We start from the raw sequence: 21,688 nt of genomic DNA, 5'->3' as shown, positions 1-21,688 counted from the left end.
CGAACAGGTGCTGGAAACCGTTCGCGCACTGGGATATTGCGCGTGGGGCCTGGACGCGGCCAGCCTGCCGACGCTGCGGGTGCTGGCCGAGGTGGTCGATCATCTGTCCGCGGCAGCTCCGCGGTGCGGACACTCGACCACTCCTGCCTGCCGAGTACGGGATCGTCGGCGCGCCGATCGGCGAAATAGCTGCTGTTGCACCTATCGGCGTCACGACCGTGACCTGGCCCGGTGCCGTCGGCCGAGCGGCCGCCGCTGGCCTCGCTCACCACCAACCCAGCAGTGGGCTGAGCTGCCGGCCGAGTTCCGGGGCCAGTGAACGCGCGTAGCTCGCGGTGAAGTGGTGTTCGTCGTGGTAGACGAGGATATTGCCGATCTCCACCGGGCAGACGTCGCGTTCGCAGACGGCGTCGGTGAGGTCGATGGGGAAGACGTTGGGGAAGGCGGCGGCCGCGTCGAGGGCCGGGTTGACCGGTGAGAGCGCATCGGCGCGGTGCATGCCGCAGCTGATCCGATCGCCGTGGCGGGCCAGGCAGTCGATGGCGCGATAGCGCACACCGTCGTGGCGCAGCCACGGGGTGTCGCGGATCGCGATCACCCGGATACCCTTGTCGGACAACGCCTTCCACACGTCCTGGTAGTCGGGCGGGGTTTCGTCGCCGCCCGCGTCGACCGGGCGGGTGCCGGTCGTGAACACCCAGTCGGGCCGTTCGTTACCCAGCAGATCGATCACCTCGCGCGACCAGTCGCGGCAATCCGGATTCGGTTCGCCCTTGTACATGGCGTTCTGGTCGAGAGTGAGCGGACAGCCCATCTTCAGATGCACCAGGATCTTGAAATGGTGCTGCTCGGCCAGCTGCTGCAGCGCCGGCATCCAGTGCTCGGCATGGGAGTTACCTACCACCGCGAGCGTGTGCTGGGCATCGGCTGCCCCGTAGGTACAGGTGACGACCTCGCGGTGATCCCAGTCGGCGATACATCCGTCGACGGTCGGGCGCGGCAGTTCCGCCGGCGCCTCGTACAGCGTCGGACGCATACGCGCCTGCGGTACCGGTGCGCCGCCGACCAGTGCCTCGGCGCCGGGATACTGCACCGGGTCGAGGGCGCCCACCGCGCGCGGTGGATGAGTCTGCACGACCGCGCTCCAGGTGACCGCCGCGGAGGCGACCACCGCCGCCGTCACCGACAAGGCGACCCCGGCGGTGCGGCGATACCGAGGGCCGAACGCCGGTGCTGTGGCCTCCTGCGGGGGGCGCAGGCGCAGCGGCTGCTCGATATAGCGATGGGTGAGATAGGCCAGACCGAGAGAGACAGCGATCACCGCCGCGCCGCCTGTCACCCCCGCGCGGGAGCCGCCGCGTTCGGCGAGCAGGAAGATCAGCAACGGCCAATGCCACAGATACAGCGAGTAGGCCAGGTCGCCGAGCCGGACCAGGGGAGGCGAGGCCAGTAGCCGGGTGAGCCGCGGCTGTTCCTCGGCGCCGACCCCGGCGCCGGCCAGGATCAGCGCCACGGCCGCACCGACCGGCAGCAGCGCCGGCGGGCCCGGGAACTGATTCGCGCCGTCGGTGATCCAGCCGCCCACCGCGACGACCAGCAGGCCCGCGGCCGCCAGTACCGCGCGCAATACCCGCGGCACGCGCAGTGCGGCGGCGGCCAGTGCCAATCCGGCGCCGACCAGCAGTTCCCACGCCCGCGCCGCGCTGTCGTAGTAGTTCCAGCCCTGATGGGTCGCCGAACCCCGCGCGGCGTACAGGAACGAGGCGAGCGTGGCGACGACGATCACCGCGGCCAGCGCCGGGCGCACGGCGCGCTCGCGCCCGAGTCGCCGGCACACCCATACCGTGGCGGCCACCACGAGCAGCGCCGCGAGGTAGTACTGCCCCTGCACCGACATCGACCACAGGTGTTGCAGGGGGCTCACCGACGGATCGGCGGCCAGATAGTCCGACCAGGTCGTCGCCAGCCGCCAGTTCTGGTAGTACAGCAGCGAGGCCAGGGTCTGGCCGGCCAGATCACCCCACTGCGTGTACGGCCGCAGCGTGACGGTCGCGACCACCACGGCGCCGAGTACCACCACGAGCGCGGGCAACAGCCGACGGGCGGTGCGCCGCAGGGTGAGGCCGATGCCGACCTCACCGCCCGACTCGGCCCGGCGCAGCAGCGATCCGGTGAAGAAATAGCCCGACAGCACCAAGAAGATGTCCACCCCGCCCGACACCCGGCCGAACCAGATGTGGAAGATCACCACCAGCGCGATGGCCAGTCCGCGCAATCCGTCCAGGTCCCGGCGGTAGCCGAGCGCTCGCGCGCGATCGACGGCCGCCTCCGTCATCGTCGCGGGCATGGCGGCGCGGCGGTGTAGACGGGATGAACGGAAGGGGTGCATGACACGACAATTCCCTATCACACCGGCCTGACCCGGGACCAACTCCGCGAGCGTGGCGCACGGCGGGGCGATGGCCTCTGGTGAGGGCCTCGACGTCGCGGATATTTGGTCATTCGCCCAAGGGGAACGACCAAGTAGGTGCGTTTGGTCACCGCGAAAGAGCAGGGCCACGAGACGCGGGCCCGGCTGATGGACGCCGCGACGGAGCTGATCGCCGAACGCGGCTGGGGATCGGTGACGACCAGGCTCGTCGCCGAGCGGCCCCGGTGCACTGTCGACTAGGAGATCACGATGACATTCGCCGAATTCGCCGCCGAGCTGGGTGCGCGGGCATTGCACACCAGGATCCTGGTCCGCGCCCCGATCGGGCTGTACCGCGCGGGTCTCGGATTCGTCTTCGGACAGCGGCTGCTGATGATGGAACATATCGGCCGCACGAGCGGCGCGAAGCGGCACATGGTGCTGGAGGTGGTCGACCACCCGGGGCCCCGCGAGTACGTCATCGTGTCCGGCTTCGGCACGCGCGCCCAGTGGTACCGCAACATCCAGGCCGACTCGAATGTCCGGCTGTGCCCACGAGAGCCACGGCGATGACCGAGGCCGAATCGGCGGCGGCGCTCGCGCACTACATCCACGAGCACCCCAGGGCCTGGCAGAATCTGCGCGCGGTGATCGAACGAGCGACCGGCGCGCCGGTCGACACGCTGCCGATGGTCCGGTTGCGGTTGCGCTAGCCCCGACGCGCGCCGGGTAATACGGCGCCGACCCGCCGATATCCCGTAGCGTCGAGGCCGATGCGCAGTCGAGACGAAACGGGGCAGCCGATGGACGACCGGATCGAGCAGCTGGCAACGCGATTGGATCCGGCGGCCGAACTACGGCTCATATCCGGAGCCGGAATGTTCCGTCTGGCCGGGGATTCCGCGATCGGTCTCGCCGAGATGCCGGTATCCGACGGTCCCTCGGGTGTGCGGGGCGAGAACTGGGACGAACGTGAGCCCTCGGTCAGCCTGCCGTCCGGGACCGCGTTGGCCGCCACCTGGGACCGGGATCTGCTCATCGAGATCGGGGCCCTGATCGCGGCGCAGGCCCGGCAGAAGAACGTCTACGCCGTCCTCGGACCCACCGTGAACCTGCACCGATCCCCGCTCGGCGGAAGGCATTTCGAATGCTTCTCCGAGGATCCGATGCTGACCGCGGAGATCGCGGCCGCATATGTGTGCGCGGTGCAGGCACACGGCGTCGCTGCCTGTCCGAAACACTTCGTGGCCAACGATTCCGAAACCGACCGGTTCACCGTCGACGTCCGCGTCGCCGCGCGAGCCTTGCACGAGCTGTACCTGTATCCGTTCGAACGCGCGGTGCAGGCGGGGGCGTGGATGGTGATGGCCGCCTACAACAGCGTCGACGGCACCACCATGACCGAATCGCCGCTGCTGGACGAACCCCTCAAGGGCAGTTGGGGATTCGACGGCGTGGTCGTCTCGGATTGGACCGCCGTGCGTAGTACCGAAGGCGCCGCGCGTGGCACCGACCTGTGCATGCCGGGCCCGTCGCCGCTGTGGGGCCCTGCCCTCGCCGACGCGCTCGCGGCCGGCACCGTGCCGAAGTCCGCGATCGACGACAAGGTCCGGCGCATCCTGCGTTTCGCCGATCGCGTCGGCGCCCTGGCCCCGCGCGAGCCCGACCCGGTACCCGTCTTCACCGCCACGCAGGCACACGATCTGGTCCGCCGCGCCGCCGCGGCCGCGATGGTGCTCGTGCACAACGACGGTGTGCTGCCGCTGCCGCCGCAGACCTCGGTGGCGTTGCTGGGGCCCGCCGCCGCGCAGCCGCGGTACATGGGCGGCGGCAGCGCGACCGTGATCCCCGACCACACCGTCACGCCGGTCGAGGGTCTGTCGGCGGTGCTGCCGGTCACCCACACGCCGGGGGTGCGCACCGGTGACGACCTGATACCCGTGCCGCTGGACCTGGTCACCGACCCGGCCACCGGGACACCGGGTCTGTGCCTGCGCTACCTGGACGGGGAGCGTGTCCTCGACACCCAGCACCGCACGGCGGGCCGGCTGGTCCTGTTCGGTGATCCGCATGCGGCGGCCGCGTCGGCGATCGAACTGCGCGCGCGGCTGCGCGCCGATGTGGCGGGCGAGTGGCGGCTCGGTGTCGCGGCGCTGGGTCACTGTGTGGTGGAGCTCGACGGCGCGAGCGTGATCGACACCGATATCGCCTTCGACGGCTCGGATTCCGTTGCCGCACTGCTGGATCCGCCGCAACGCTGCGTCGAGCGCGAACTCGCCGCCGGCCAGGAGGTCGACGTCCGGATCACGGTCGGATCGGGTGCGTCGGTGGCCGCGGGGCTGGGCATGATTCTCGGCGTCGGCCTGGTCGTGGCGCGGCCGGAGCGCGCGCCCGAGGAGGAATTCGCCGCGGCGGTCGAGGCCGCGCGCCGGGCCGAGGTGGCCGTCGTGGTCGTCGGCACCACCGAACAGCTGGAGAGCGAGGGGCGCGACCGGACCACCCTGGCGCTGCCCGGCCGCCAGAACGACCTGGTCGCCGCGGTCGCCGCCGTCAATCCGCGCACCGTGGTGGTCATGAATTCCGGTGCCCCCGTGGAGATGCCGTGGCGCGACGACGTGGCCGCGGTGCTGCTGTCCTGGTTCCCCGGCCAGGAGTTCGGCGCCGCCCTGGCCGACGTGCTGACCGGCGCGGCCGAACCCGGCGGCCGGCTGCCGACCACCTGGCCGAAGGAACTCGCCGACGTGCCGGTCCGCGACACCACCCCGGCCGCCGACGGCACCCTGACATACGACGAGGGCGTGCACATCGGCTATCGCGCCTGGCTGCGGGCCGGTGTGCAGCCGGCGTATCCGTTCGGCCACGGACTCGGCTACACCGTGTGGGAACTGAGCGATCTCGCGGTGGACGGCCACGATGTGGAGGTGACCGTGGCCAATATCGGAGAGCGGACCGGTAAGCAGGTCGTCCAGGTTTATCTGTCCCGCGAGGACAGTGCGATCGAGCGTCCGGTGCGATGGCTGGCCGCCTTCGCCAGCGTCACCGCCGAACCGGGCGGAGTGCGCCGGGTGCGAATCTCTCTGCCGCAGCGAGCGTTTCAGCACTGGACCGACGCGGGATGGGACACCGAACCCGGTTCTTTCACCGTGCACGTCGGCACCTCGGTGATCGCACTGCCGCTGACCGCGTCCATCGAGTAATCGGCTCGTGGGGGAATACCGGGCTAGCATACTGGACGAGTGACCACTAGTCTCCGGTACACACGGTTGGAGGAGGCGGTCGCAGCGTGGCGGCCGGAATCGAAGGAGCGATCAGTGACGTTTACCCGGCGATCGATGCTGGCCGGCACCGTGACCGCGGCCGTGGCCGTGGGAGTGGGGGCCACCGCTTCCGCGGGGGCGGCACCGATCCGGGTCACCGGCGACGAGGCGGGATATCTGGTCGGCGCCGGTATCGCCGATGTCACCGGTGCGGTCGCCGGGCAGGGCATGATGGGCTACTCCGAGCTCGACCAGGTCGCGACCGGGCTGCTCATGCGGACCTGGGCTCGCGCCTACATCGTGGTCGACCGGGCCAGCGGCGAGCGGGTGGCCTTCGTCAACGCGGATATCGCCTGCCTGTTCCAATCGGTGCATCTGGCCGTGATGCAGCGTCTGGCACAGCGATTCGGTTCCCTGTACACCGAGCGCAACGTCAACGTGAACGCCACTCACAATCACAATTCCTGCGGCGGAACCGCCCGCGAATACGCCTATTCCCTTGCCGCGTACGGCTTCCAGAACAATTCCCATCAGGCCGAGGTGGACGGTATCGTCGCGGCCCTGGCGGCGGCGCACGAAAATCTGGCGCCCGGCACGTTGTCGCTCGGGCGCGGCGAACTGCACGACGCCTCGGCCAACCGCTCCCGGGTGGCCTTCGACCTGAACCCGCCGGAAGACAAGGCCGCATTCCCGAATGCCATCGATCCGCAGGTGACGGTGCTGCGATTGCGGCAGGGTGGCAAGGACATCGGCGCGATCACCTGGTTCGCGACGCACGGTACATCGCTCACCGACGCCAACACACTCATCTCGGCCGACAACAAGGGCTATGCCAGCTACCGCTGGGAGCATGACGAGATGGGAGTGCGGCCGGGCACCGGAAAGCCCGGTTTCGTGGCAGCGTTCGCGCAAACCAACGCCGGTGATATGACCCCGAATATCGGACTCACGCCGTGGCATCCGTCCGGGCCCACGGAGGACAACCGGCTCAACTGTTCCCTTATCGGCGAGCGCCAATACCGCGCGGGCCGTGCGGCTTTCGATGCGGCGCGGCCGATGCGCAGCGGGGGAGTGGACGCCGCCCTGCGCTATCTGAACATGGCAGATATCGCCATCGACGGGTCCTACACGCCGGACGGGAAGCCGGCCCGCACCGCGCCCGCCATGATGGGCGCCGCGGCCGCCGCGACCAGCTCGGAGGACAACTGGAAGACCCAGCTGTCGTTCCTGCAGGAAGGCAATGCCGATCCGGTCGTCGCGGCGCTCGGCGGACTGGACGGACCCATCGAGCAGTGGATGCGGGATGTGCAGGCGCCCAAGTTGATCGTGGCGCCGCTGGGTGTATTGCCGCCGCGCCCGTGGGTGCCACTGACGGTGCCGATCCAGATTCTGCGGATCGGCGATCTGGTGCTGGCCTCGGGTCCGGCGGAATACACGGTGGTCTCGGGGTTGCGCATCCGGCGGGTGGTGGCGCACGCGCTGTCGGTTCCGCTGGAAAACGTGCTGCTGCAAGGCTATTCGAACGGCTACTGCGGCTATGTGACCACACCGGAGGAATACGCCTCCCAGCAGTACGAGGGCGGGGAAACGCTGTTCGGGCGGTGGACTCTGCCCGCCTATGTGCAGGAATTCGATCGGCTGGCCCGTGCGGTGGCCGCACGCGTCGACCTCGGCCGCGGCCCGGCCCCGCTGGACTGGGCGGCGGGCGTGCAGCCGAATCTGCTTCCGCCGGTACCGGCCGATGTGCCGATGACCGGGCGCGCATTCGGTGAGGTGATCACCGGGCCGAAGCCGGGTTACGGTCGCGGCGCTACGGTGACGGTCGAGTTCTGCGGCGCGCACCCTGCCAACGACTTCCACACCGGCGGAAGCTATTTCGAGGTGCAGCGCGCCGAGAACGGGCAGTGGCGGGCGGTCTTCGACGACAACGACTGGTGTACCGAACTGCACTGGTCGCGCCCGCCCGGCCAACCGGCGGCCTCGCGGGTCGCCATCCACTGGACTGTGCCCGCCGATGCGGAAGCCGGGCGCTATCGCATCGAATACCGCGGTGAGAGCCGCGATGGCGCCGCCGCCCTTCCGTTCACCGGCACCACAGCCGAATTCAGCCTGGGCTGAGCGGTTGCTTCATTTTTCGGAAGACGTTGCCGGGGTGCGGTTTTCGGTGAGCATGTCGAGATAGGCGGCCATCGCTCGCCCGGCCGATTCGATCGGGGCGCTCGAGCGCAGGGTGCGGCTGAGAATGAACGCACCCTCGAGTGCGCCGAGGACCGCGATCACGAAGGTGTCGGCCGTGGGCGCGGGCAGCCCGCGTGTCCGGAAGTACGCACTGCCCTGCTCGATCCAGGACTGCATCACCTCGGCGGTCACCTCGCGCAGCGCCGGTTCGCTGTCGGCGATCTCGCCCGCGACCGTGCCGACCGGGCACATGTTCATCCAGCCGGACTGCTCGATCTGTTCCGCGGCGGCGCTGAACGCGGCTACCACTGCCACCCGCAGGTCCGGATGCGGATCCATCAGCAGCGGTAGCAGTTGAATGTAGGCGGCACCGCTGGTACGCAGCGCGGCGGCCGCGATCTGCTGTTTGCCCTGCGGAAAGTGGTGATACAGCGACCCGATCGGGGCCCGTGCGGCGGCGGTGATCTGTTTGACGCTGGTGGCGCCGTAGCCCTGGCGGCGCATCAGTTCCGCGGTCGCGGTGACGATGCGCTCGGCGGTCGGGGTTGACACGGTCTCGGACATCCTCCCATACTAGAACACACGCTCTAGAATGAACGTTCTACCAGGTGGACGCGTTTTTCATGGCGTGGCCGCGCGATTGCGATACGGAGGTGGCAGGAGTATGCCGGTCGTCGAAGTTCCCGCCGGGCCGATTCATTACGTCGAGGAGGGGCAGGGGCCGCCGGTCGTGCTGCTGCACGGACTGCTCATCGACCATACGGTGTGGGACCGCGTGATGCCGTTGCTGCCCAGCGGTTTTCGCTATGTGCGGCCGGTGCTGCCGCTCGGCTCGCATCCGGAACCGATGCGGCCGGACGCGGATTTGAGTATGCGCGGCCAGAATGTGGTGCTCGCCGATTTCCTCGACGCGCTGGACTTGCGCGAGGTCACCCTGGTGCATTCCGACTGGGGCGGCGGGCTGTTCCTCACCGCCTACGGCCTGGACAAACGGGTCGCCCAGTTGGTCGTTTTGCCGTGCGAGGCTTTCGACAACTTCCCGCCCGGACTGCCCGGAAAGCTGGCGGTGCTCGCGCTGCGGGTCCCGGGTGCGCTCCCGATCGTTCTGCGCCAGTTGCGCATCGGGCTGTTGCGCCGCTCGTCGCTGATCTATGGGCAGATGGCGCGTGATCCGATACCCGACGAACTGATGCGGGGCTGGACCGAACCCGCCCTGCGCGATCCGGACATCCGCCGCGATGTGCGCAAATACGGCCGGGTGTTGCCACCGGCCGCGCAGCTGATCGCCGATACCGAAGCCTTGCGGAACTTCCCCGGCCGCGCCCTGGTGCTGTGGTCCCCGCAGGCCGCGCCGATGCCCCGCGACCACGGGTGCCGCCTCGCCGAACTCCTGCCCGCGGGCCGACTGGTGGAAATCGGCGACGCGTACGTGCTGTCGATGCTCGATCAACCCGAGGCCGTGGCCGCGGCAATGACGGCCTTTCTCACCGGGGCCTGATCAGGCCCCGGTGAGAAACGATGTGTCACTTGCCATTTCTGGCCTCGACCAGACGTTCGCGGGCCGTCTCCGCGGCCTTCTCCGCACGCTCGCGGGTGGCCTCGGCCGCCTTCTCGGCGCGCTTGCGGGCCTGGCGCGCGAAGATCGACCCACGCTGCTTGGCCACCTCGGCCCATTCGCCGCCGTGTTCGCGGGCGGCTTCGGCCCATTCGGTGCCGCGGTGCTTCGCGATCTCGGCCCAGTCGCCCCGGTGATCGCCCGCGGTGTCGGCGAGTTCCGCGCTCTTGCGCTTGGCCAGTTCGGCCCACTCGCCGCCGTGTTCGCGGGCGGCCTCGGCCAGGTCCGCGCCGCGCCGCTTGGCCAGTTCGGCCCACTCGCCGCGATGGTCGAGAGCGGTGCCGGCCAACTCGGCGCCGCGGTTACGCGCCAATTCCGCCCATTCGGCGCCGTGTTCGCGGGCCGCCTCGGCGAGTTCACCGCCGCGCGACTGGGCCACCGAGGCTAGTTCAGCGCCGCGCGACTGCGCGACCGAGGCCAGATCGGCGCCCTTGTCGGCGGCCACCGCGGCCAGTTCCCGGCCGCGGACGGCTTGCTGCTGCAGGCGATCCCGCACCGTTTCGGTGGTGGCGGCGGTGAAGGGGAGGGCGGCGGCGGCTTTACGCGCGGCCCGGCGACCCCGCCAGCCCAGCGAGGGCTTGCCCTCGGTATCAGCGGCGGCGATGAGCAGGCCACCGAGCAGACCGACATCCTTGAGGAATGCCGTGCGCTTGGCGGCACGTTGCTGCGCATCCGATTCGTTCCAGAAGTCCTGCTCGGTCACGGTGGCCGGAATGACGGTCACCGCCAGCGCCAGCGACGAGAGCCGGGGGGCACGATTCAGCGCGAGCAGCGTTCCGGCACCGACCCGGACGATGGCATTGATCCGCACCACTTTCGCCGGATCGGAGGGCAGTTTGGCCGATACCGAATCCGGCAGCCGCTGTTCTCCGTGGGACACCAAGGTGGTAGCGGCCTGCGCCCGCGGCTCGGGATGCATCAGAGTGTCGACTCCGTCGACGACGAACACCGACGCCAGCAGCGGTCGGGCAAGGCGGCGAATCAACATAGTGAAAACCCTTTCCTCAACGGTCTCGTTCCGGCGGGTTCCCCCGATGCCGCGTCCCAATCACCTCGGGACGCCGACGGAGCTCAGGGCACGACAGTAACCGGCCAGCGCCCTGCTTTCACCAGACGCACCGCGACCGAGCCGATAATTCGATGCCCGGCCTTCTCGGACGCGCCGACCACGACGCCGTCGGCCTTCAACTCGTCGGCGGCCTCGGCCAGCACTGTGAACGGGTCGCCGCGGCGGGTCATGAACTTCCAGCGGGTCCGGTAGACGTCCTTGACCTTCTCCGCGTGTTCGCGCACCTGCCGGGCCAGATCCTCGGCCATCTCGGCGGTCGCGCCCTGGACGTCGACGCCGTAGGCGCCGGCCATGGCGATCCACGGTTGGACGTAAACCATTGCCAGCAGGGAGTTCTGACGCCGGGCCAATCCGGCCGCATACGCGGTCGCGCGCCAGGAGGCATCCGAACCGTCGATGCCGACCATGATCACCCGGGGCCCGTCGGTGCCCAGTTCGAAACCCGACGACAGGCCGGGCGCCCACTCCGGTGTTGTCTCTTCGGCCACGATCCGAGCCTAGAGCAGGCGCAACAGATCGTGCAGGGTGCGCAACTGCTGGGCGGACAGCGCGGTCAGCGTGGGCGGCGGCGGGTCGGGAGTGGCCATCGCCTGCGCGATCACCTCCCGCCCGGCATCGGTGATGGTCACCAGCTTGCGCCGTCGATCGTCCGGAGCGGTTTCGCGCGAGACCAGACCGCGGGCCTCGAGGTCGTTGACCACCACGGTGGTGGCCGGCGCGTCCATGCTGGCCACCCGGGCCAGTTCCTTCAGCGGCAGCGGACCGGGCAGCAGTCGCCGCAACACGCGGAATCTGCTGAAGGGCATGCCCATTCGATCGACCACCGCGCGCTTCCAGGTGTCGCGGGTGTCCTTGACCACATCGGTCAGCACGCGCCAGACCTCGTCGGGCGTTGGTTCCGCAGCGACGGTGAGCTCGTCGTCAGACACGGGCGGGCTCCTTGTGTTCGAGCAGGGGAGCGATCCGGTCGCGCGAGCGCAGTGCCCATCCGGTGTTGGCGGCGATGCCCAACACCCCGACGCCCGCCGCGAGAGCGGCCACCACCCACCACAATCCCGCCCCGGATAGCAGCCCGCACAGGGCGACACCGACGCTGACACCGATCTGGCGGCTGGTCGAGGCCACCGCCGAGGCCGCGCCCGCGCGATCCATCGGCATCCCGCTGACCGCGGCGGTGGTGATCGGCGGGTTCACCGTGCCGAAACCGGCGCCGAAGATCGCGAACGTCACGATGAGCTGCCAGATCGGAGTATCGGGCCGCAGCGTGGTCAGCAGCGCCGCGGCCGTCGTCATCAGAATTCCGGCGGCGACCAGCGAGGGCCGGGTGCCGAAGCGGCCGACCAGCCGGCCCGACAGCGGCGAGCAGATCAGCATCCCCAGCGCCATCGGCAGGTAGAGAAGTCCCGTGTGCACAGCCGAATAATGCCGTACACCTTGCAGATACAGCGAAGCGCTGAAAAGGAAGGCGCCCAGCCCGGCGAACGCGCAGATCGCGGTGACGGTGGCCGCCGCGAACGGCACGCTGCGGAAAAACCGCAGATCGATGAACGGCGAGCGGTGCCGCCGTTCGACGTAGAGGAATCCGGCCAGTGCCACGGCGGTGAGGCCGAAGATCTCCGGGCGACGTTCGATCAGCCCGAAGACCAGCGTGAACATCACCACGACGGCCAGCACCTGGCCGAGCGGGTCGATCCCGCGTGCGGTCCGCGACTTCGATTCCGGGACGTAGCGAGTGGTCAGCACCAGCGCGACCGCGCAGATCGGCAGATTGATCCAGAACACCGACTGCCAGCCCAGCGCGTCGATCAGCACGCCGCCGACCATCGGGCCGATCGCGGTGGAGATGCCGACCACCGCGCCCCAGACGCCCACCGCCCGCGCCCGTTCGACCCGGCCGGTGAAGACGGTGGTGATGATCGACATCGCGACGGGATTGAGCATCGAGCCGCCGATGGCCTGGATGAAACGGGCCCCGACCAGCATGTCGATATCGGGAGCAACGCTGCACAGCAGTGAGCCCAGGGCGAAGATGCTCAGTCCGATCCGGAACATGCGCTTGCGGCCGAAGCGGTCGGCGGTCGCGCCGGAGAGCATCAGCAGGCTCGCCAGGGTGAGGGTGTAGACGTCGACGATCCACTGCAGCCGCGACAGTGGCGCGTCCATATCGCTGCGGATGGTCGGAATCGCGACGTTGACGATGGTCGCGTCCATCGACGAGATCAGCAGGCTCAGACAGCAGGTGACCAGCACGATCGTCTTGTGACGCGGCGTCACCCCGGAAACAGTTGTAGGCACACAATGATTGTGCTACCACAACTATTAGCTGGCAAGAACTGTGAACTAGTTCACTGGACGGTCGCACCGGTCGCGCCCCCGTCCGGACCCGGTACGGTGCTGCGATATGACGACCGACCGGAAACCCGAGGGAACGGGCGCGACCGCCCTCGCGTCCGCGGGTGAAGAGGGCTACCAGCGCGGCCTCAACCCCCGAACCATCCAGATGATCGCCATCGGCGGGGCGATCGGCACGGGACTGTTCTACGGATCCGGTGGGGCCATCGAACAGGCCGGTCCGGCGCTGATCCTGTGCTATCTCGCCGCCGGCCTGGCGATCTTCGTGATCATGCGCGCGTTGGGGGAGCTGCTCACCTACCGGCCGGTCTCGGGCAGTTTCGGTGAATACGCGCACGAATTCCTCGGTCGCTTCGCGGGCTTCGTCACCGGCTGGACCTACTGGGCGGTGTGGGTGTCGACCTGCATGGCCGAGATCACCGTCGCCGGCAAATACGTCAAGTACTGGTTCGCGATCCCGGAATGGGTCACCGCGCTCGTCGTACTCGGCGTGCTGTTCGCCGCGAACCTGATCTCGGTGAAGCTGTTCGGCGAGGGCGAGTTCTGGTTCTCGATCATCAAGGTGACCGCGATCGTCGCGATGATCGTCATCGGTATCGGCGTGCTGATCTTCGGTTTCGGCCACGCGCCGGATCCGACGGTGACCAATCTGTGGGCCGACGGAGGTGTCTTCCCGAAGGGATTCGGTCAAGCCCTACTGGCGTTGCAGATCGTGCTATTCGCCTATGTGGGCGTCGAACTCGTCGGTGTGACCGCGGGCGAGGCCGCCGATCCGCGCCGCACTCTGCGCCGGGCGATCAATTCGCTCCCGCTGCGGATTGGGCTGTTCTATGTGGGCGCGCTGATCGTGATCATGTCGGTGTCGAGCTGGCGGGTCTTCCACTCCGGGCGCAGCCCGTTCGTAGAGGTGTTCGAGCAGATCGGCATTCCGGGGGCGGCCGGGATCATCAATTTCGTGCTGCTGACCGCGGCGCTGTCGTCGTGCAACTCCGGCATCTACTCGACCGGTCGGATGGTGCGCAGTCTCTCGCTGCGTGGTGAGGCCCCGGCCGCGCTCGGTGGCCTGAGCGCTCGCCGGGTGCCGTTCGCGGGCATCGTGCTCTCGGCGGCGATGATGGTGGTCGGCGTGATCGTCAACCTGGTCTCCCCGGACAAGGCGTTCAACTACATCACCTCGGTGTCGACGATCGGCATCATCTTCGTCTGGGGCATGATCCTGGTCTGCCACCTGATCTACCGGGCCCGCGTGCGCCACGGCGAGCTGCCGGCCAGCGACTATCGCCTGCCCGGGGCGCCGGTCAGCTCGGTGCTGGCACTGGCCTTCCTCGGACTGGTCGTCGTGCTGCTGTTCTGGACCGACAGCGGACGGACCGCGCTGGCGGTCGGCCTGGGGTGGGCGGTGGTCGTCTGCGCCGGATACCCGGTGGTGAACCGGTTGAAGCGCCGCCGGGCATCCGCGGTGAGCTGACCTACTTTCCGTCCGGATGGCCGACCGCCGCCAATGCGGTGGTCCAGTCGGCCGCGATGGCGTTCTGCGCGTCGGTCAGGCCGACCGCGCCGGAGCAGATCAGCGAATGCAGCGTGTTCTCCACCGAATCCTTGGGATTGTTCGGCCCCGACCCGGCCTTGTGGTCGGGTGAGGGCGGTTCGACCCACAGATTGCGCGGATCGTTCGGATCGCCGCCGAGTTCCAGCGAGATCAAGTGGTCGTATTCGGCATCGTGCAGATTGCCGGTGTAACCGTAGGACTCGGCGTTCGCCTTCTTCTCCCGGTCGGTGATACTCGCCGGCGGGCGGATGGATTGGGTGTATCCGCCGACGCAGATCGTCGACTTGACGGTTGCGGGTGTGACCTTCGGATTGGTCGCGCCCGGGGTGCAGTGCGGGTCCGGAAGTGGCTGTCCGTCAGCGGTTTTGCCGAAATGACAGCTGCCGGGCGCCGGTTGCGCGGCAACGGTGTAGGTGCCCGACGGGCCGGGGCCGACCGCGGGAGCGCCCTGGTGGGCGATGGGCACCGGATGTACCGCCTGGCTCACCGGTGACGAATTCTGGTGGGAGCACCCACATATCAGGAGCGGCGCCGCGAGTATCGCAGCGGCCAGGAGGGTTACGCGTGTATTCATGATGTCCTCGGGCCGGCCTTCATCAGGCTCTCATTGTGCCCGCTCGTAGATGGCCAGCGCGATATCCTCTGCCGCCCGGCGACATTGCTCGTCGGTCAGGTCGACATCGCCCATCATCCCGGTACTCCATGAGATGGCCAGCAGAGCTTGGCGGGCATGGAAGACCGCCACGGGTTCGTGGTCGGCGGCGGTCATCGCGTCGGCGACCGCGCGAAATTGATAGCGCAGGTCCGACCCCACGCCGAGCCGGCGGAACGCGGGCTGGTTCTCGTACATGAACCGGGCCATCTCCCGCCCGGTGCGGTGCAGCACCGCCCCATAGCGGCGCAAGATCTCCCGGCCGGTGTCCGGTCCGGACGGTTGGTCCGCGGCCCAGGCCAGCAGGTCGTCGATGCCCGTGCGCAGATCGTCGGCGAGGCTGACGACGATGTCTTCCTTGGATCGGAAGTGGTAGTAGACCGCGGCTTTGGTGATGGCGAGCCGATCGGCGATTTCCCGGATCGAGGTCTGTTCGTAGCCGTGCGCGGAGAACAGTTCCATGGCGACCGACCGGATTCGGTCCCGTGTGTCGGTCCGCCTGCCGGCCACCGGAGCCTCCCTTCTCGACCGAGGGACGGCACCGGATCGGCCGGTGGTCCGCGTTCAGTCTACTGGGGGCGGCGTCCGGCGGCAGGGTGGCGAATCCATGGTTCCGGACGAATCGTCCGGAATGTCGGGAATTACTGCGCCAGAATCGAATTCATCAAGGTTCCGGCGCTGGTGGCCACCAGGCCGCCGACGAGGGCCCCGGCCACCATCTTCGGTGACTCCAGTGGTCCGCCGTTCCACTTTTCCCAGGCGAACCGGCCGCCGGCGAAGATGATCGCGCTGGTCCCCGACAGCAGCATGAACCAGGTGAAGTAGCGCACCAGTTTCAGTAGTTTGTCCGCCGCCGGAGGTGTCTCGGGCGTCGGGTTGCCGACTTGGGCCACTATGACGTCGTGCATCGCGAGAAGGATCATGATGCCCTCGTTCCACAAGATGGTGTGGTGCGGGTACCACCATCGTAGGGCGCGTATTCGTCCTGGTGACAGGCGATTGCGAGCGTGATCGCGGAATCGCGGTGTCGGGGGCCGGTTTCGAGGCGTTCAGCCGCCTTGACGGGCGTGCCGAACGCGGAGCGATCTACTCGTCGTCGAGCCCGGCGGACAGGTACGCCGCGGCGGCGATCCACTGCCGGCACGACAGGTGCCGGTCGTGTGCGTAGAGAATCGCACGGGCGCGGGGATAGGTGAGTTCCCGGGGTTCGGTGGCGCAGTCACCGACCTGATCGGCGCCCGACGTGCGGTGCTCGGATATGCCGTGATCGCATGTACCGGAATGCTGGAGCAGTTGGTTCATGGGATGCCCTCGACCGTTGGCGAAAGATTGCGGAAGCGAACTTTGCGGCACGGCCTCCCGCTGCTTCCGGCCTGCCTACTCCGGCGTGGTCCGGCCATGTCGTGCGGTCGAGTTTACGGCGCTGCAAGGAGCAAATGCAAGTACATCTGCACACACGTCGGTGATCGGAAGTGTTGTGCCCCAAGGGGTGATCAGGGTTTGCGCGCCACCGCGCCGTAGGCCGACACCGGCACGGTGGGCGCCGGTTCGCCGGCCGGCCGGCGCCATCGAGTCAGGGGGACGAAGCCGGGTTCGAGCAACTCCAGGTCCGCGAAGATGGAGCGCAACTCGCAATGGTCGCGCGGAAAATACGGTACGGCCGTGACGTTTTCGTACGTCGCGCACATGCGGACGAAATCGACGCTGTCGATGGTGCCGTCCCAGTAGGCGAGGTAGCTGCCGCGGCAGACCCGCGCCATCGAGTCGGCGACGACTCCACGGAGTTCGCCGATGCGTTCGCAGTGACCCAGCACGCCCATGAACATGACCGCGACCGGACGGTCGAGATCGAGAATGTCTGCGGCACGGGCGAACAGCCGGTCCGGTTCGCGCAGATCCGCGTCCAGATAAACGGCTCGCGGATCGGTCAGCAGCGTCCGGCCGTGGGTGAGCACCAGCGGATCGTTGTCCACATAGACGACCCGGGCCGCCGGATTGCGCCGGCACGCGACCTCGTGGGTGTTGTCCGTGGCGAGCAGCCCCGCGCCGATGTCGAGGAACTGGGTGATTCCGAGGTTGCCGGCGAGATGCTCGACCGCGCGCCGGAGAAAGCGGCGGCTCTCGGCCGCCAGGGCGGTGATACCGGGATCGAGTTCCGTTGCCGCGCTGCCGACCCGGCGATCGACCTCGAAATTCTGCCGTCCACCCATCCAGTAGTTCCAAATCCGCGCGGTGTGCGGGATATCGGTCCGAATCTCACGCTCCCGGCTCGGCTGCTGCTGTCTTGGCGGCACCGATTCCCTCCTGCTCCCGGTTCCGACGCTCGAGTCCCGTCCGGCGGTTGCCGATGCCGGGTCCGCGAGACGGTAATCGAAACCACCGCATCCGGTGTGCGGATCCGCGGGGAATGTGTCATCCACCCTGGTCGAGGCCTGAAACCGACCGGTCGGCCACCAATTTCTGGCGCTCGGATGGCGGTTCGAATGATGACGAGTCAATGGATAAGGCGTGGAAAAGGCCTTGTCGCCCTTGGTTTTTTGCGGTTTTCCGGAGGGCTCGATCCGAGTCAACCCCCGTGCTATCGTTCAAAGCGTCGGTTTCAAATGCAAGTACATTTGCTCGAACATATGCAAGAGCTGAAGATAGGCATCAGCTCGATCAATCCGGATCGCCGAGTGTGAGCCACCGCTGCCGAGCTCGGCCACCACGAACCCTGGAGACAGTCATGACCGATTCCACTGCCACCACAGCCGGCCGCCTGTCCGAAGCTGCGTGGCGCAAGAGCACGTTCAGCAATCCGAGCGGGAACTGTGTCGAATTGGCCGATTTGTCCAATGGCCTGGTTGCCGTGCGCAACTCGCGTGATCCCGAGGGAGCGGTGCTCGTCTACACCCGCCCCGAGATCGACGCGTTTCTCCGCGGCGCGAAGAGCGGAGAGTTCGACGATCTGGCCTGATCGGCGGTAGCATGGCACTCGGCGCGGTGTCGGTACGCGACGAGGCAGAGATCCCTGATGTTCGACCAGCTGCTCTCGATGGCTGTACCCTCATTGCCGGTGATCGTCGAGCATCGGAGTAAACCTCATGATGGCAGAGCCCGTCCGGATCGGCCGTGTGGATTCGCTTGTCGCCGAACGCGGTCCGACGGCGCTTCGGATCGCGGTCGGCGGACAGCTCCGCAAACTGCGGGAAGCCGCCGGCATCACGCGTGAGGCGGCCGGCGAGCACATCCGTGGCTCACACGCGAAGATCAGCCGGCTCGAGTTGGGGCGCACCGGTTTCAAGGAACGCGACATTCGCGATCTGCTGACGCTCTACGGCGTCGACAACGCCGAAGAGCGTGAGATGTTCCTCGATCTGGTGAGCCGCGCGAATCAGCCGGGGTGGTGGCACAGCTATAACGATCTGCTGCCCCAATGGTTCGAGACCTATCTGGGTCTGGAACACGCGTCGAAGTCGATCCGTACCTTCGAAGGACAGCTCGTTCCCGGTCTGCTGCAGACCGAGGAGTACACCCGCTCGGTGGTGGCGCTCGGTCACGAGAACGCCGAGGCCGCCCGCCGGGTGGAACTACGCAAGAAGCGCCAGGAAATCCTGGACCGCCCCGGAGCGCCGACGCTGTGGGCCGTCCTCGACGAAGCGGTGCTGCACCGGCCGATCGGCGGTGAGCAGGTGCTGCGCGCACAGCTCGACCATCTGGTCGAGGTCTCGATGAAGCCGAACGTGACCATCCAGGTACTGCCGTATGCGGCCGGCGGCCATGCGGCGGCGGGCAGCTCGTTCACGATGCTGCGCTTCGCCGAACCCGAACTGCCCGATATCGTGTATCTCGAACAGCTCACCAGCGCACTGTATTTGGATCGCCAGCAGGATCTGGAGCTCTACCGCCAGGTCATGGATCGGCTCAGTGTGCAGGCCGAACCGCCGGAGCGGTCACGCGAGACGATGAAGAAGGCCGCGGCCGACCTTTCCGACCCTGCCTAGACCCTCCGATCCGGCATTGCGGTGTATCGCTCCTCGAAGACAGTAATGCCTCGAAGACAGCAGTAGCCGCCGACCAGAGGGTCGGCGGCTACTACTTCCGTCCCGATCTATTGTTTGATGCAACTGGATGCGATGCGCCAGAAAGCTTCCGGTTGCATCGCGTCGAAATCCCAATCGTTCACCATCGCGTGCGCGGTGGTGACGATGCGATCGATATCGAAATCGTCGCGTGTGGCCGCTCCGGTGGACTCGACCGCACTGATGACGAAAGATGTTGCGGTTTCCCGCGAATAGATGTGATGCCCGGTCCGGTTCCTGTCCATCACTCCGAGCCGACCGAGGCCCATTGGCTGGTTCATACGAACGCCCCTGACGCCAGGCCGCGTGGTTACCTTCGGCGAAAATTGGCTTCCGGTTCACCCTGCGGCTCACGGGTAGTCCCCTGCATTGCCTTGCAGCCCGAGTCTAGGGCGGCCGCGAGATCATATGCAAGCACATCTGCAACATCGAATCCCCGGTCAGGACCCGGTTTTCGGGTGCTGACGGGTTGCTGCCGACCTTCGCGGGAGCCCTCCGTCCGGGAGGTGATCCGGCGCCGATTCGCATAGCGGGGGTGATATACCGACCGGCACGCCGGCCGGGGCGGGCAGGTGGCTTGCTGCACTGTTTCCACACGGACCGGACGGCTGGTTCTCTCGCCGAAAAAATGTGGTATCGGTGCCGGAAGATGACACGCCGGTCGTGATCGAATGCGCTGCCGAGCGCGTCGGTGGTGTCCGGGTAGCGGCCCTGGCTTGGAACCGGTTCTCGTTGCCGTGCTATATCTGCCTGGACCAATCTGCCTGGACCAGCAAGATCAGTCGCCGTCGGCGAGCGCGGGCTGTCGCCGACAGTGGCCGCCCGCGGTGCTCACAGGCGGCGACCCGAGGAGACAGGCACGCGCGGTGGACAGCTCGCACGGATATTTTCGCGGTGGACGGCGGGGGCTGCACCCCGAATCGGATGGCGGCCAGCCAGTGGTCGGCCGATCAGGTGGTCGGGCCGGCGTTGGGCGGGCTGCTGGCGCGAGCACTCGACAACGAGCACGCCACCGACGGCTTCGTGCCGGTACGGCTGACCGTGGACTTGTTCAAGCCGGCGCGCATGCACGAGCTGTCGGTCTCCACGACCCGCGTGCGCAACGGGAAGCGCATCCGGCTCGCCGATGCGGTCGTCACCCAGGACGGCGAACCCGCGGCACCCGCCTCGGTGGTCCTCCTGCAGCCGTCCGAGCAACCGCCTGGCGAGATCTGGACCCGGGAGCAGTAGACGATTCCGCACACTGGTCGCGGGTGCCCTCGGAACACGAGAACGGCAGCGGCAAACGCAGCTGGTATTGAGGCCGATAATCATCTAAGCCGCAACGGGATCGCCGCCAGCACCGCGACCCTGTTCGATCGGCACGGCGCGTTCGGTAGTGCGATGATCACCGCCGTTTCCACTGCCGCCCGCCAGATCACCGCGAGTCATCTCGACGGCGTGATCGCCGCGGCCGGCGGCGCGCGCCGCTAGTACGGCCGCTGTCGCCGCTCACTGATCGCGGTGGGCGGCCCATCGGCGGGCGGCGTCGCGCAGGCCGTGCGTCCACATGTTGGGGCTGCGGTTGGCCGTCGCGGTCCATTCCGCGGCCAGCGCGCCAGAGAAGATGCGCAGGTCGCGTTCGGACGCGGAGTGCCACGCCGGGACCTGCGCGGCCCAGGACTCGGCGGCGGCCGGGTCGTGGCCGGCGAAGATGAGCCAGACGATCCAGCATCCGGGGTCGATCCAGGCCGCACCCCGCGTCGCCCACGGCCAGTCCACGAGCCGGGCCTCGGCGTGGTCGATGATGACGTTGCTGTAGTTCCAGTCGGTGTGCAGCAGGGCGTCACCGGAGAAAATCGCGGTATCGGCGTCGTCGTCGAGATACGCGCCCCAGCGGACCTCGGCATCCTTGAGTTCTACTTCGGCGGGCGGGTGCAGCCGGTTCAGCGCGGACATCGCGGCTGCGGTGGCGGCGAGATCGGCGTCGACGCGGTAGTCCGCGAAATGTCCTGCGATGAACTCGAATCCGAGCAGATCCCACCCGCCGGCCGCGATCTGCCACCGCAACCTCGGGCCGACCGGAGTCACGTGCCGCGCCAGGGTGGCCTCGCGGTGCTGGGTCCACACCTCCGGGTCTCGTTGTGGCACACCCTTGATGAAGGTCCGGCCGTCCGCCGTCTCGATCACCGTCGCGAGTTGACTGCTGAATCCGGCGATCACCGAATCCGCCCGCGCGACCGGACCGGTCACCGCTTCGACCGCCGCACGGGTCGCCGCGGGCAATTGCTCCCAGTTGCGCCGGCGCGAGGATGTCTGCGCCCGATCGACTGTCACCCTCGAAGGATTACCCCCGATGCCCTGCTCTGGCAAGGGAACTCGGTTATTCCGCCACCGCTTTCGGCAGCGTGCTTTCACCTGTGTTTTCAGGTGCGGTTTTCATGTGGTGGTGTAGGTGCGGGCGATGGGGGCGCTGCGGAGGTACCAGAGTCCGCTGGGTTGGGTGGGGTCGAGGTGGGTGAGTTGGGCGATGCGTTTGAGGCGGTAGTCGACGGTGTTGGTGTGG

24 protein-coding genes are annotated in these 21,688 nt (G+C 67.9%); 10 read left to right on the top strand and 14 right to left on the bottom strand.

Annotated elements, in window-relative coordinates:
• Nucleotides 1-265: 265 nt before the first annotated feature.
• A complete protein-coding gene (locus C5E41_RS20825) occupies nt 266-2,335 on the bottom strand; it encodes an acyltransferase family protein (RefSeq protein WP_258081129.1) in 2,070 nt (689 codons plus the stop codon).
• 192 nt (nt 2,336-2,527) lie between these two features.
• Between C5E41_RS20825 and C5E41_RS20820 the strand changes: the two genes are divergently transcribed.
• From C5E41_RS20820 to C5E41_RS20805, 5 genes are all read left to right on the top strand, one after another.
• Nucleotides 2,528-2,671: a TetR/AcrR family transcriptional regulator gene (locus C5E41_RS20820; RefSeq protein WP_258081128.1), complete on the top strand. Its 144-nt coding sequence runs from the start codon at nt 2,528-2,530 to the stop codon at nt 2,669-2,671.
• A gap of 9 nt (nt 2,672-2,680) precedes the next feature.
• The gene (locus tag C5E41_RS20815; RefSeq protein ID WP_439956450.1) at nt 2,681-2,983 is read left to right on the top strand and encodes a nitroreductase family deazaflavin-dependent oxidoreductase; all 303 of its coding nucleotides are present in this window, start codon (nt 2,681-2,683) and stop codon (nt 2,981-2,983) included.
• Nucleotides 2,980-3,123 carry a hypothetical protein gene (locus C5E41_RS36255; RefSeq protein ID WP_439956449.1) on the top strand — a complete coding sequence of 48 codons (144 nt, stop codon included), beginning with the start codon at nt 2,980-2,982 and terminating at the stop codon, nt 3,121-3,123. The genes C5E41_RS20815 and C5E41_RS36255 overlap by 4 nt, the downstream gene beginning before the upstream one ends.
• Nucleotides 3,124-3,183: 60 nt before the next feature.
• Nucleotides 3,184-5,607 carry a beta-glucosidase family protein gene (locus C5E41_RS20810; RefSeq protein ID WP_258081127.1) on the top strand — a complete coding sequence of 808 codons (2,424 nt, stop codon included), beginning with the start codon at nt 3,184-3,186 and terminating at the stop codon, nt 5,605-5,607.
• A gap of 114 nt (nt 5,608-5,721) precedes the next feature.
• Nucleotides 5,722-7,785 (top strand): neutral/alkaline ceramidase, encoded by a 2,064-nt coding sequence (locus tag C5E41_RS20805; protein WP_258081126.1) that lies wholly within the window; start codon nt 5,722-5,724, stop codon nt 7,783-7,785.
• Nucleotides 7,786-7,794: 9 nt separating this feature from the next.
• On the opposite strand, the gene C5E41_RS20800 is transcribed toward C5E41_RS20805, so the two are convergent.
• Nucleotides 7,795-8,409, bottom strand: a complete 615-nt coding sequence (locus tag C5E41_RS20800) for a TetR/AcrR family transcriptional regulator (protein ID WP_104377476.1) — start codon at nt 8,407-8,409, stop codon at nt 7,795-7,797.
• Between the two features lie 100 nt (nt 8,410-8,509).
• On the opposite strand from C5E41_RS20800, the gene C5E41_RS20795 reads away from it, so the two are divergent.
• The gene (locus C5E41_RS20795; protein ID WP_104377475.1) at nt 8,510-9,343 is read left to right on the top strand and encodes an alpha/beta fold hydrolase; all 834 of its coding nucleotides are present in this window, start codon (nt 8,510-8,512) and stop codon (nt 9,341-9,343) included.
• Nucleotides 9,344-9,368: 25 nt separating this feature from the next.
• Here the strand turns inward: C5E41_RS20795 and C5E41_RS20790 are convergent, their stop codons facing one another.
• The 4 genes from C5E41_RS20790 to C5E41_RS20775 form a co-directional block, all read right to left on the bottom strand.
• The gene (locus tag C5E41_RS20790) at nt 9,369-10,448 is read right to left on the bottom strand and encodes a DoxX family protein (RefSeq protein ID WP_104377474.1); all 1,080 of its coding nucleotides are present in this window, start codon (nt 10,446-10,448) and stop codon (nt 9,369-9,371) included.
• A gap of 83 nt (nt 10,449-10,531) precedes the next feature.
• Entirely contained in the window at nt 10,532-11,017 is a 486-nt protein-coding gene (locus C5E41_RS20785) for a universal stress protein (protein WP_258081125.1), read from the bottom strand.
• Nucleotides 11,018-11,026: 9 nt separating this feature from the next.
• Nucleotides 11,027-11,458 carry a MarR family winged helix-turn-helix transcriptional regulator gene (locus C5E41_RS20780; RefSeq protein WP_258081124.1) on the bottom strand — a complete coding sequence of 144 codons (432 nt, stop codon included), beginning with the start codon at nt 11,456-11,458 and terminating at the stop codon, nt 11,027-11,029.
• The gene (locus C5E41_RS20775; RefSeq protein ID WP_181063343.1) at nt 11,451-12,824 is read right to left on the bottom strand and encodes an MFS transporter; all 1,374 of its coding nucleotides are present in this window, start codon (nt 12,822-12,824) and stop codon (nt 11,451-11,453) included. The genes C5E41_RS20780 and C5E41_RS20775 overlap by 8 nt, the downstream gene beginning before the upstream one ends.
• A gap of 106 nt (nt 12,825-12,930) precedes the next feature.
• Here C5E41_RS20775 and C5E41_RS20770 point away from each other — a divergent pair, with 106 nt between their 5' ends.
• Nucleotides 12,931-14,349: an amino acid permease gene (locus C5E41_RS20770; protein WP_104377472.1), complete on the top strand. Its 1,419-nt coding sequence runs from the start codon at nt 12,931-12,933 to the stop codon at nt 14,347-14,349.
• Nucleotide 14,350: 1 nt separating this feature from the next.
• Here the strand turns inward: C5E41_RS20770 and C5E41_RS20765 are convergent, their stop codons facing one another.
• The 5 genes from C5E41_RS20765 to C5E41_RS20745 all read right to left on the bottom strand — a co-directional run bounded on the left by C5E41_RS20765 (nt 14,351) and on the right by C5E41_RS20745 (nt 17,376).
• Nucleotides 14,351-14,917, bottom strand: coding sequence for a hypothetical protein (locus C5E41_RS20765; protein ID WP_258081123.1), 567 nt, complete (start codon nt 14,915-14,917; stop codon nt 14,351-14,353).
• A gap of 117 nt (nt 14,918-15,034) precedes the next feature.
• Nucleotides 15,035-15,592, bottom strand: a complete 558-nt coding sequence (locus tag C5E41_RS20760; RefSeq protein ID WP_258081122.1) for a TetR/AcrR family transcriptional regulator — start codon at nt 15,590-15,592, stop codon at nt 15,035-15,037.
• 131 nt (nt 15,593-15,723) lie between these two features.
• Nucleotides 15,724-16,005: a hypothetical protein gene (locus C5E41_RS20755; protein ID WP_030515776.1), complete on the bottom strand. Its 282-nt coding sequence runs from the start codon at nt 16,003-16,005 to the stop codon at nt 15,724-15,726.
• A 163-nt stretch (nt 16,006-16,168) separates the two neighbouring features.
• Nucleotides 16,169-16,384, bottom strand: coding sequence for a hypothetical protein (locus C5E41_RS20750; protein WP_062966811.1), 216 nt, complete (start codon nt 16,382-16,384; stop codon nt 16,169-16,171).
• Nucleotides 16,385-16,575: 191 nt separating this feature from the next.
• Nucleotides 16,576-17,376, bottom strand: a complete 801-nt coding sequence (locus C5E41_RS20745) for an SAM-dependent methyltransferase (protein WP_219823216.1) — start codon at nt 17,374-17,376, stop codon at nt 16,576-16,578.
• A gap of 431 nt (nt 17,377-17,807) precedes the next feature.
• Between C5E41_RS20745 and C5E41_RS20740 the strand changes: the two genes are divergently transcribed.
• Nucleotides 17,808-18,038 (top strand): DUF397 domain-containing protein, encoded by a 231-nt coding sequence (locus tag C5E41_RS20740; protein WP_030515774.1) that lies wholly within the window; start codon nt 17,808-17,810, stop codon nt 18,036-18,038.
• A gap of 127 nt (nt 18,039-18,165) precedes the next feature.
• Entirely contained in the window at nt 18,166-19,065 is a 900-nt protein-coding gene (locus tag C5E41_RS20735; protein WP_104377469.1) for a helix-turn-helix domain-containing protein, read from the top strand.
• Between the two features lie 107 nt (nt 19,066-19,172).
• Here the strand turns inward: C5E41_RS20735 and C5E41_RS20730 are convergent, their stop codons facing one another.
• On the bottom strand, nt 19,173-19,388 hold the full coding sequence (locus C5E41_RS20730) for a hypothetical protein (protein ID WP_258081121.1): 216 nt from the start codon (nt 19,386-19,388) through the stop codon (nt 19,173-19,175).
• Between the two features lie 679 nt (nt 19,389-20,067).
• Between C5E41_RS20730 and C5E41_RS35240 the strand changes: the two genes are divergently transcribed.
• Nucleotides 20,068-20,373, top strand: coding sequence for a thioesterase family protein (locus tag C5E41_RS35240; RefSeq protein WP_258081120.1), 306 nt, complete (start codon nt 20,068-20,070; stop codon nt 20,371-20,373).
• A 261-nt stretch (nt 20,374-20,634) separates the two neighbouring features.
• On the opposite strand, the gene C5E41_RS20720 is transcribed toward C5E41_RS35240, so the two are convergent.
• Together C5E41_RS20720 and C5E41_RS20715 are read right to left on the bottom strand one after the other, a co-directional pair.
• Nucleotides 20,635-21,459 carry an aminoglycoside phosphotransferase gene (locus C5E41_RS20720; RefSeq protein WP_104377467.1) on the bottom strand — a complete coding sequence of 275 codons (825 nt, stop codon included), beginning with the start codon at nt 21,457-21,459 and terminating at the stop codon, nt 20,635-20,637.
• A 102-nt stretch (nt 21,460-21,561) separates the two neighbouring features.
• Nucleotides 21,562-21,688 (bottom strand): helix-turn-helix domain-containing protein (locus C5E41_RS20715; protein ID WP_146097620.1); only part of this gene is annotated, 127 nt, incomplete at its 5' end.

This window comes from Nocardia nova (genome assembly GCF_002933465.1).
Taxonomy (GTDB): domain Bacteria; phylum Actinomycetota; class Actinomycetes; order Mycobacteriales; family Mycobacteriaceae; genus Nocardia; species Nocardia nova_B.
Note: the sequence above shows the minus strand (reverse complement) of the source record. Positions and strands in the feature narration are given on the sequence as shown.

Bases quoted from the DNA above. Each gene is read 5' to 3' on its own strand.
- C5E41_RS20825 (WP_258081129.1), bottom strand. From the start codon at position 2,335: ATGACGGAGGCGGCCGTCGATCGCGCGCGAGCGCTCGGCTACCGCCGG.
- C5E41_RS20815 (WP_439956450.1), top strand. From the start codon at position 2,681: ATGACATTCGCCGAATTCGCCGCCGAGCTGGGTGCGCGGGCATTGCAC.
- C5E41_RS36255 (WP_439956449.1), top strand. From the start codon at position 2,980: ATGACCGAGGCCGAATCGGCGGCGGCGCTCGCGCACTACATCCACGAG.
- C5E41_RS20810 (WP_258081127.1), top strand. From the start codon at position 3,184: ATGCGCAGTCGAGACGAAACGGGGCAGCCGATGGACGACCGGATCGAG.
- C5E41_RS20800 (WP_104377476.1), bottom strand. From the start codon at position 8,409: ATGTCCGAGACCGTGTCAACCCCGACCGCCGAGCGCATCGTCACCGCG.
- C5E41_RS20795 (WP_104377475.1), top strand. From the start codon at position 8,510: ATGCCGGTCGTCGAAGTTCCCGCCGGGCCGATTCATTACGTCGAGGAG.
- C5E41_RS20790 (WP_104377474.1), bottom strand. From the start codon at position 10,448: ATGTTGATTCGCCGCCTTGCCCGACCGCTGCTGGCGTCGGTGTTCGTC.
- C5E41_RS20770 (WP_104377472.1), top strand. From the start codon at position 12,931: ATGACGACCGACCGGAAACCCGAGGGAACGGGCGCGACCGCCCTCGCG.
- C5E41_RS20755 (WP_030515776.1), bottom strand. From the start codon at position 16,005: ATGATCCTTCTCGCGATGCACGACGTCATAGTGGCCCAAGTCGGCAAC.
- C5E41_RS20750 (WP_062966811.1), bottom strand. From the start codon at position 16,384: ATGAACCAACTGCTCCAGCATTCCGGTACATGCGATCACGGCATATCC.
- C5E41_RS20740 (WP_030515774.1), top strand. From the start codon at position 17,808: ATGACCGATTCCACTGCCACCACAGCCGGCCGCCTGTCCGAAGCTGCG.
- C5E41_RS20735 (WP_104377469.1), top strand. From the start codon at position 18,166: ATGATGGCAGAGCCCGTCCGGATCGGCCGTGTGGATTCGCTTGTCGCC.
- C5E41_RS20730 (WP_258081121.1), bottom strand. From the start codon at position 19,388: ATGGACAGGAACCGGACCGGGCATCACATCTATTCGCGGGAAACCGCA.
- C5E41_RS35240 (WP_258081120.1), top strand. From the start codon at position 20,068: ATGGCGGCCAGCCAGTGGTCGGCCGATCAGGTGGTCGGGCCGGCGTTG.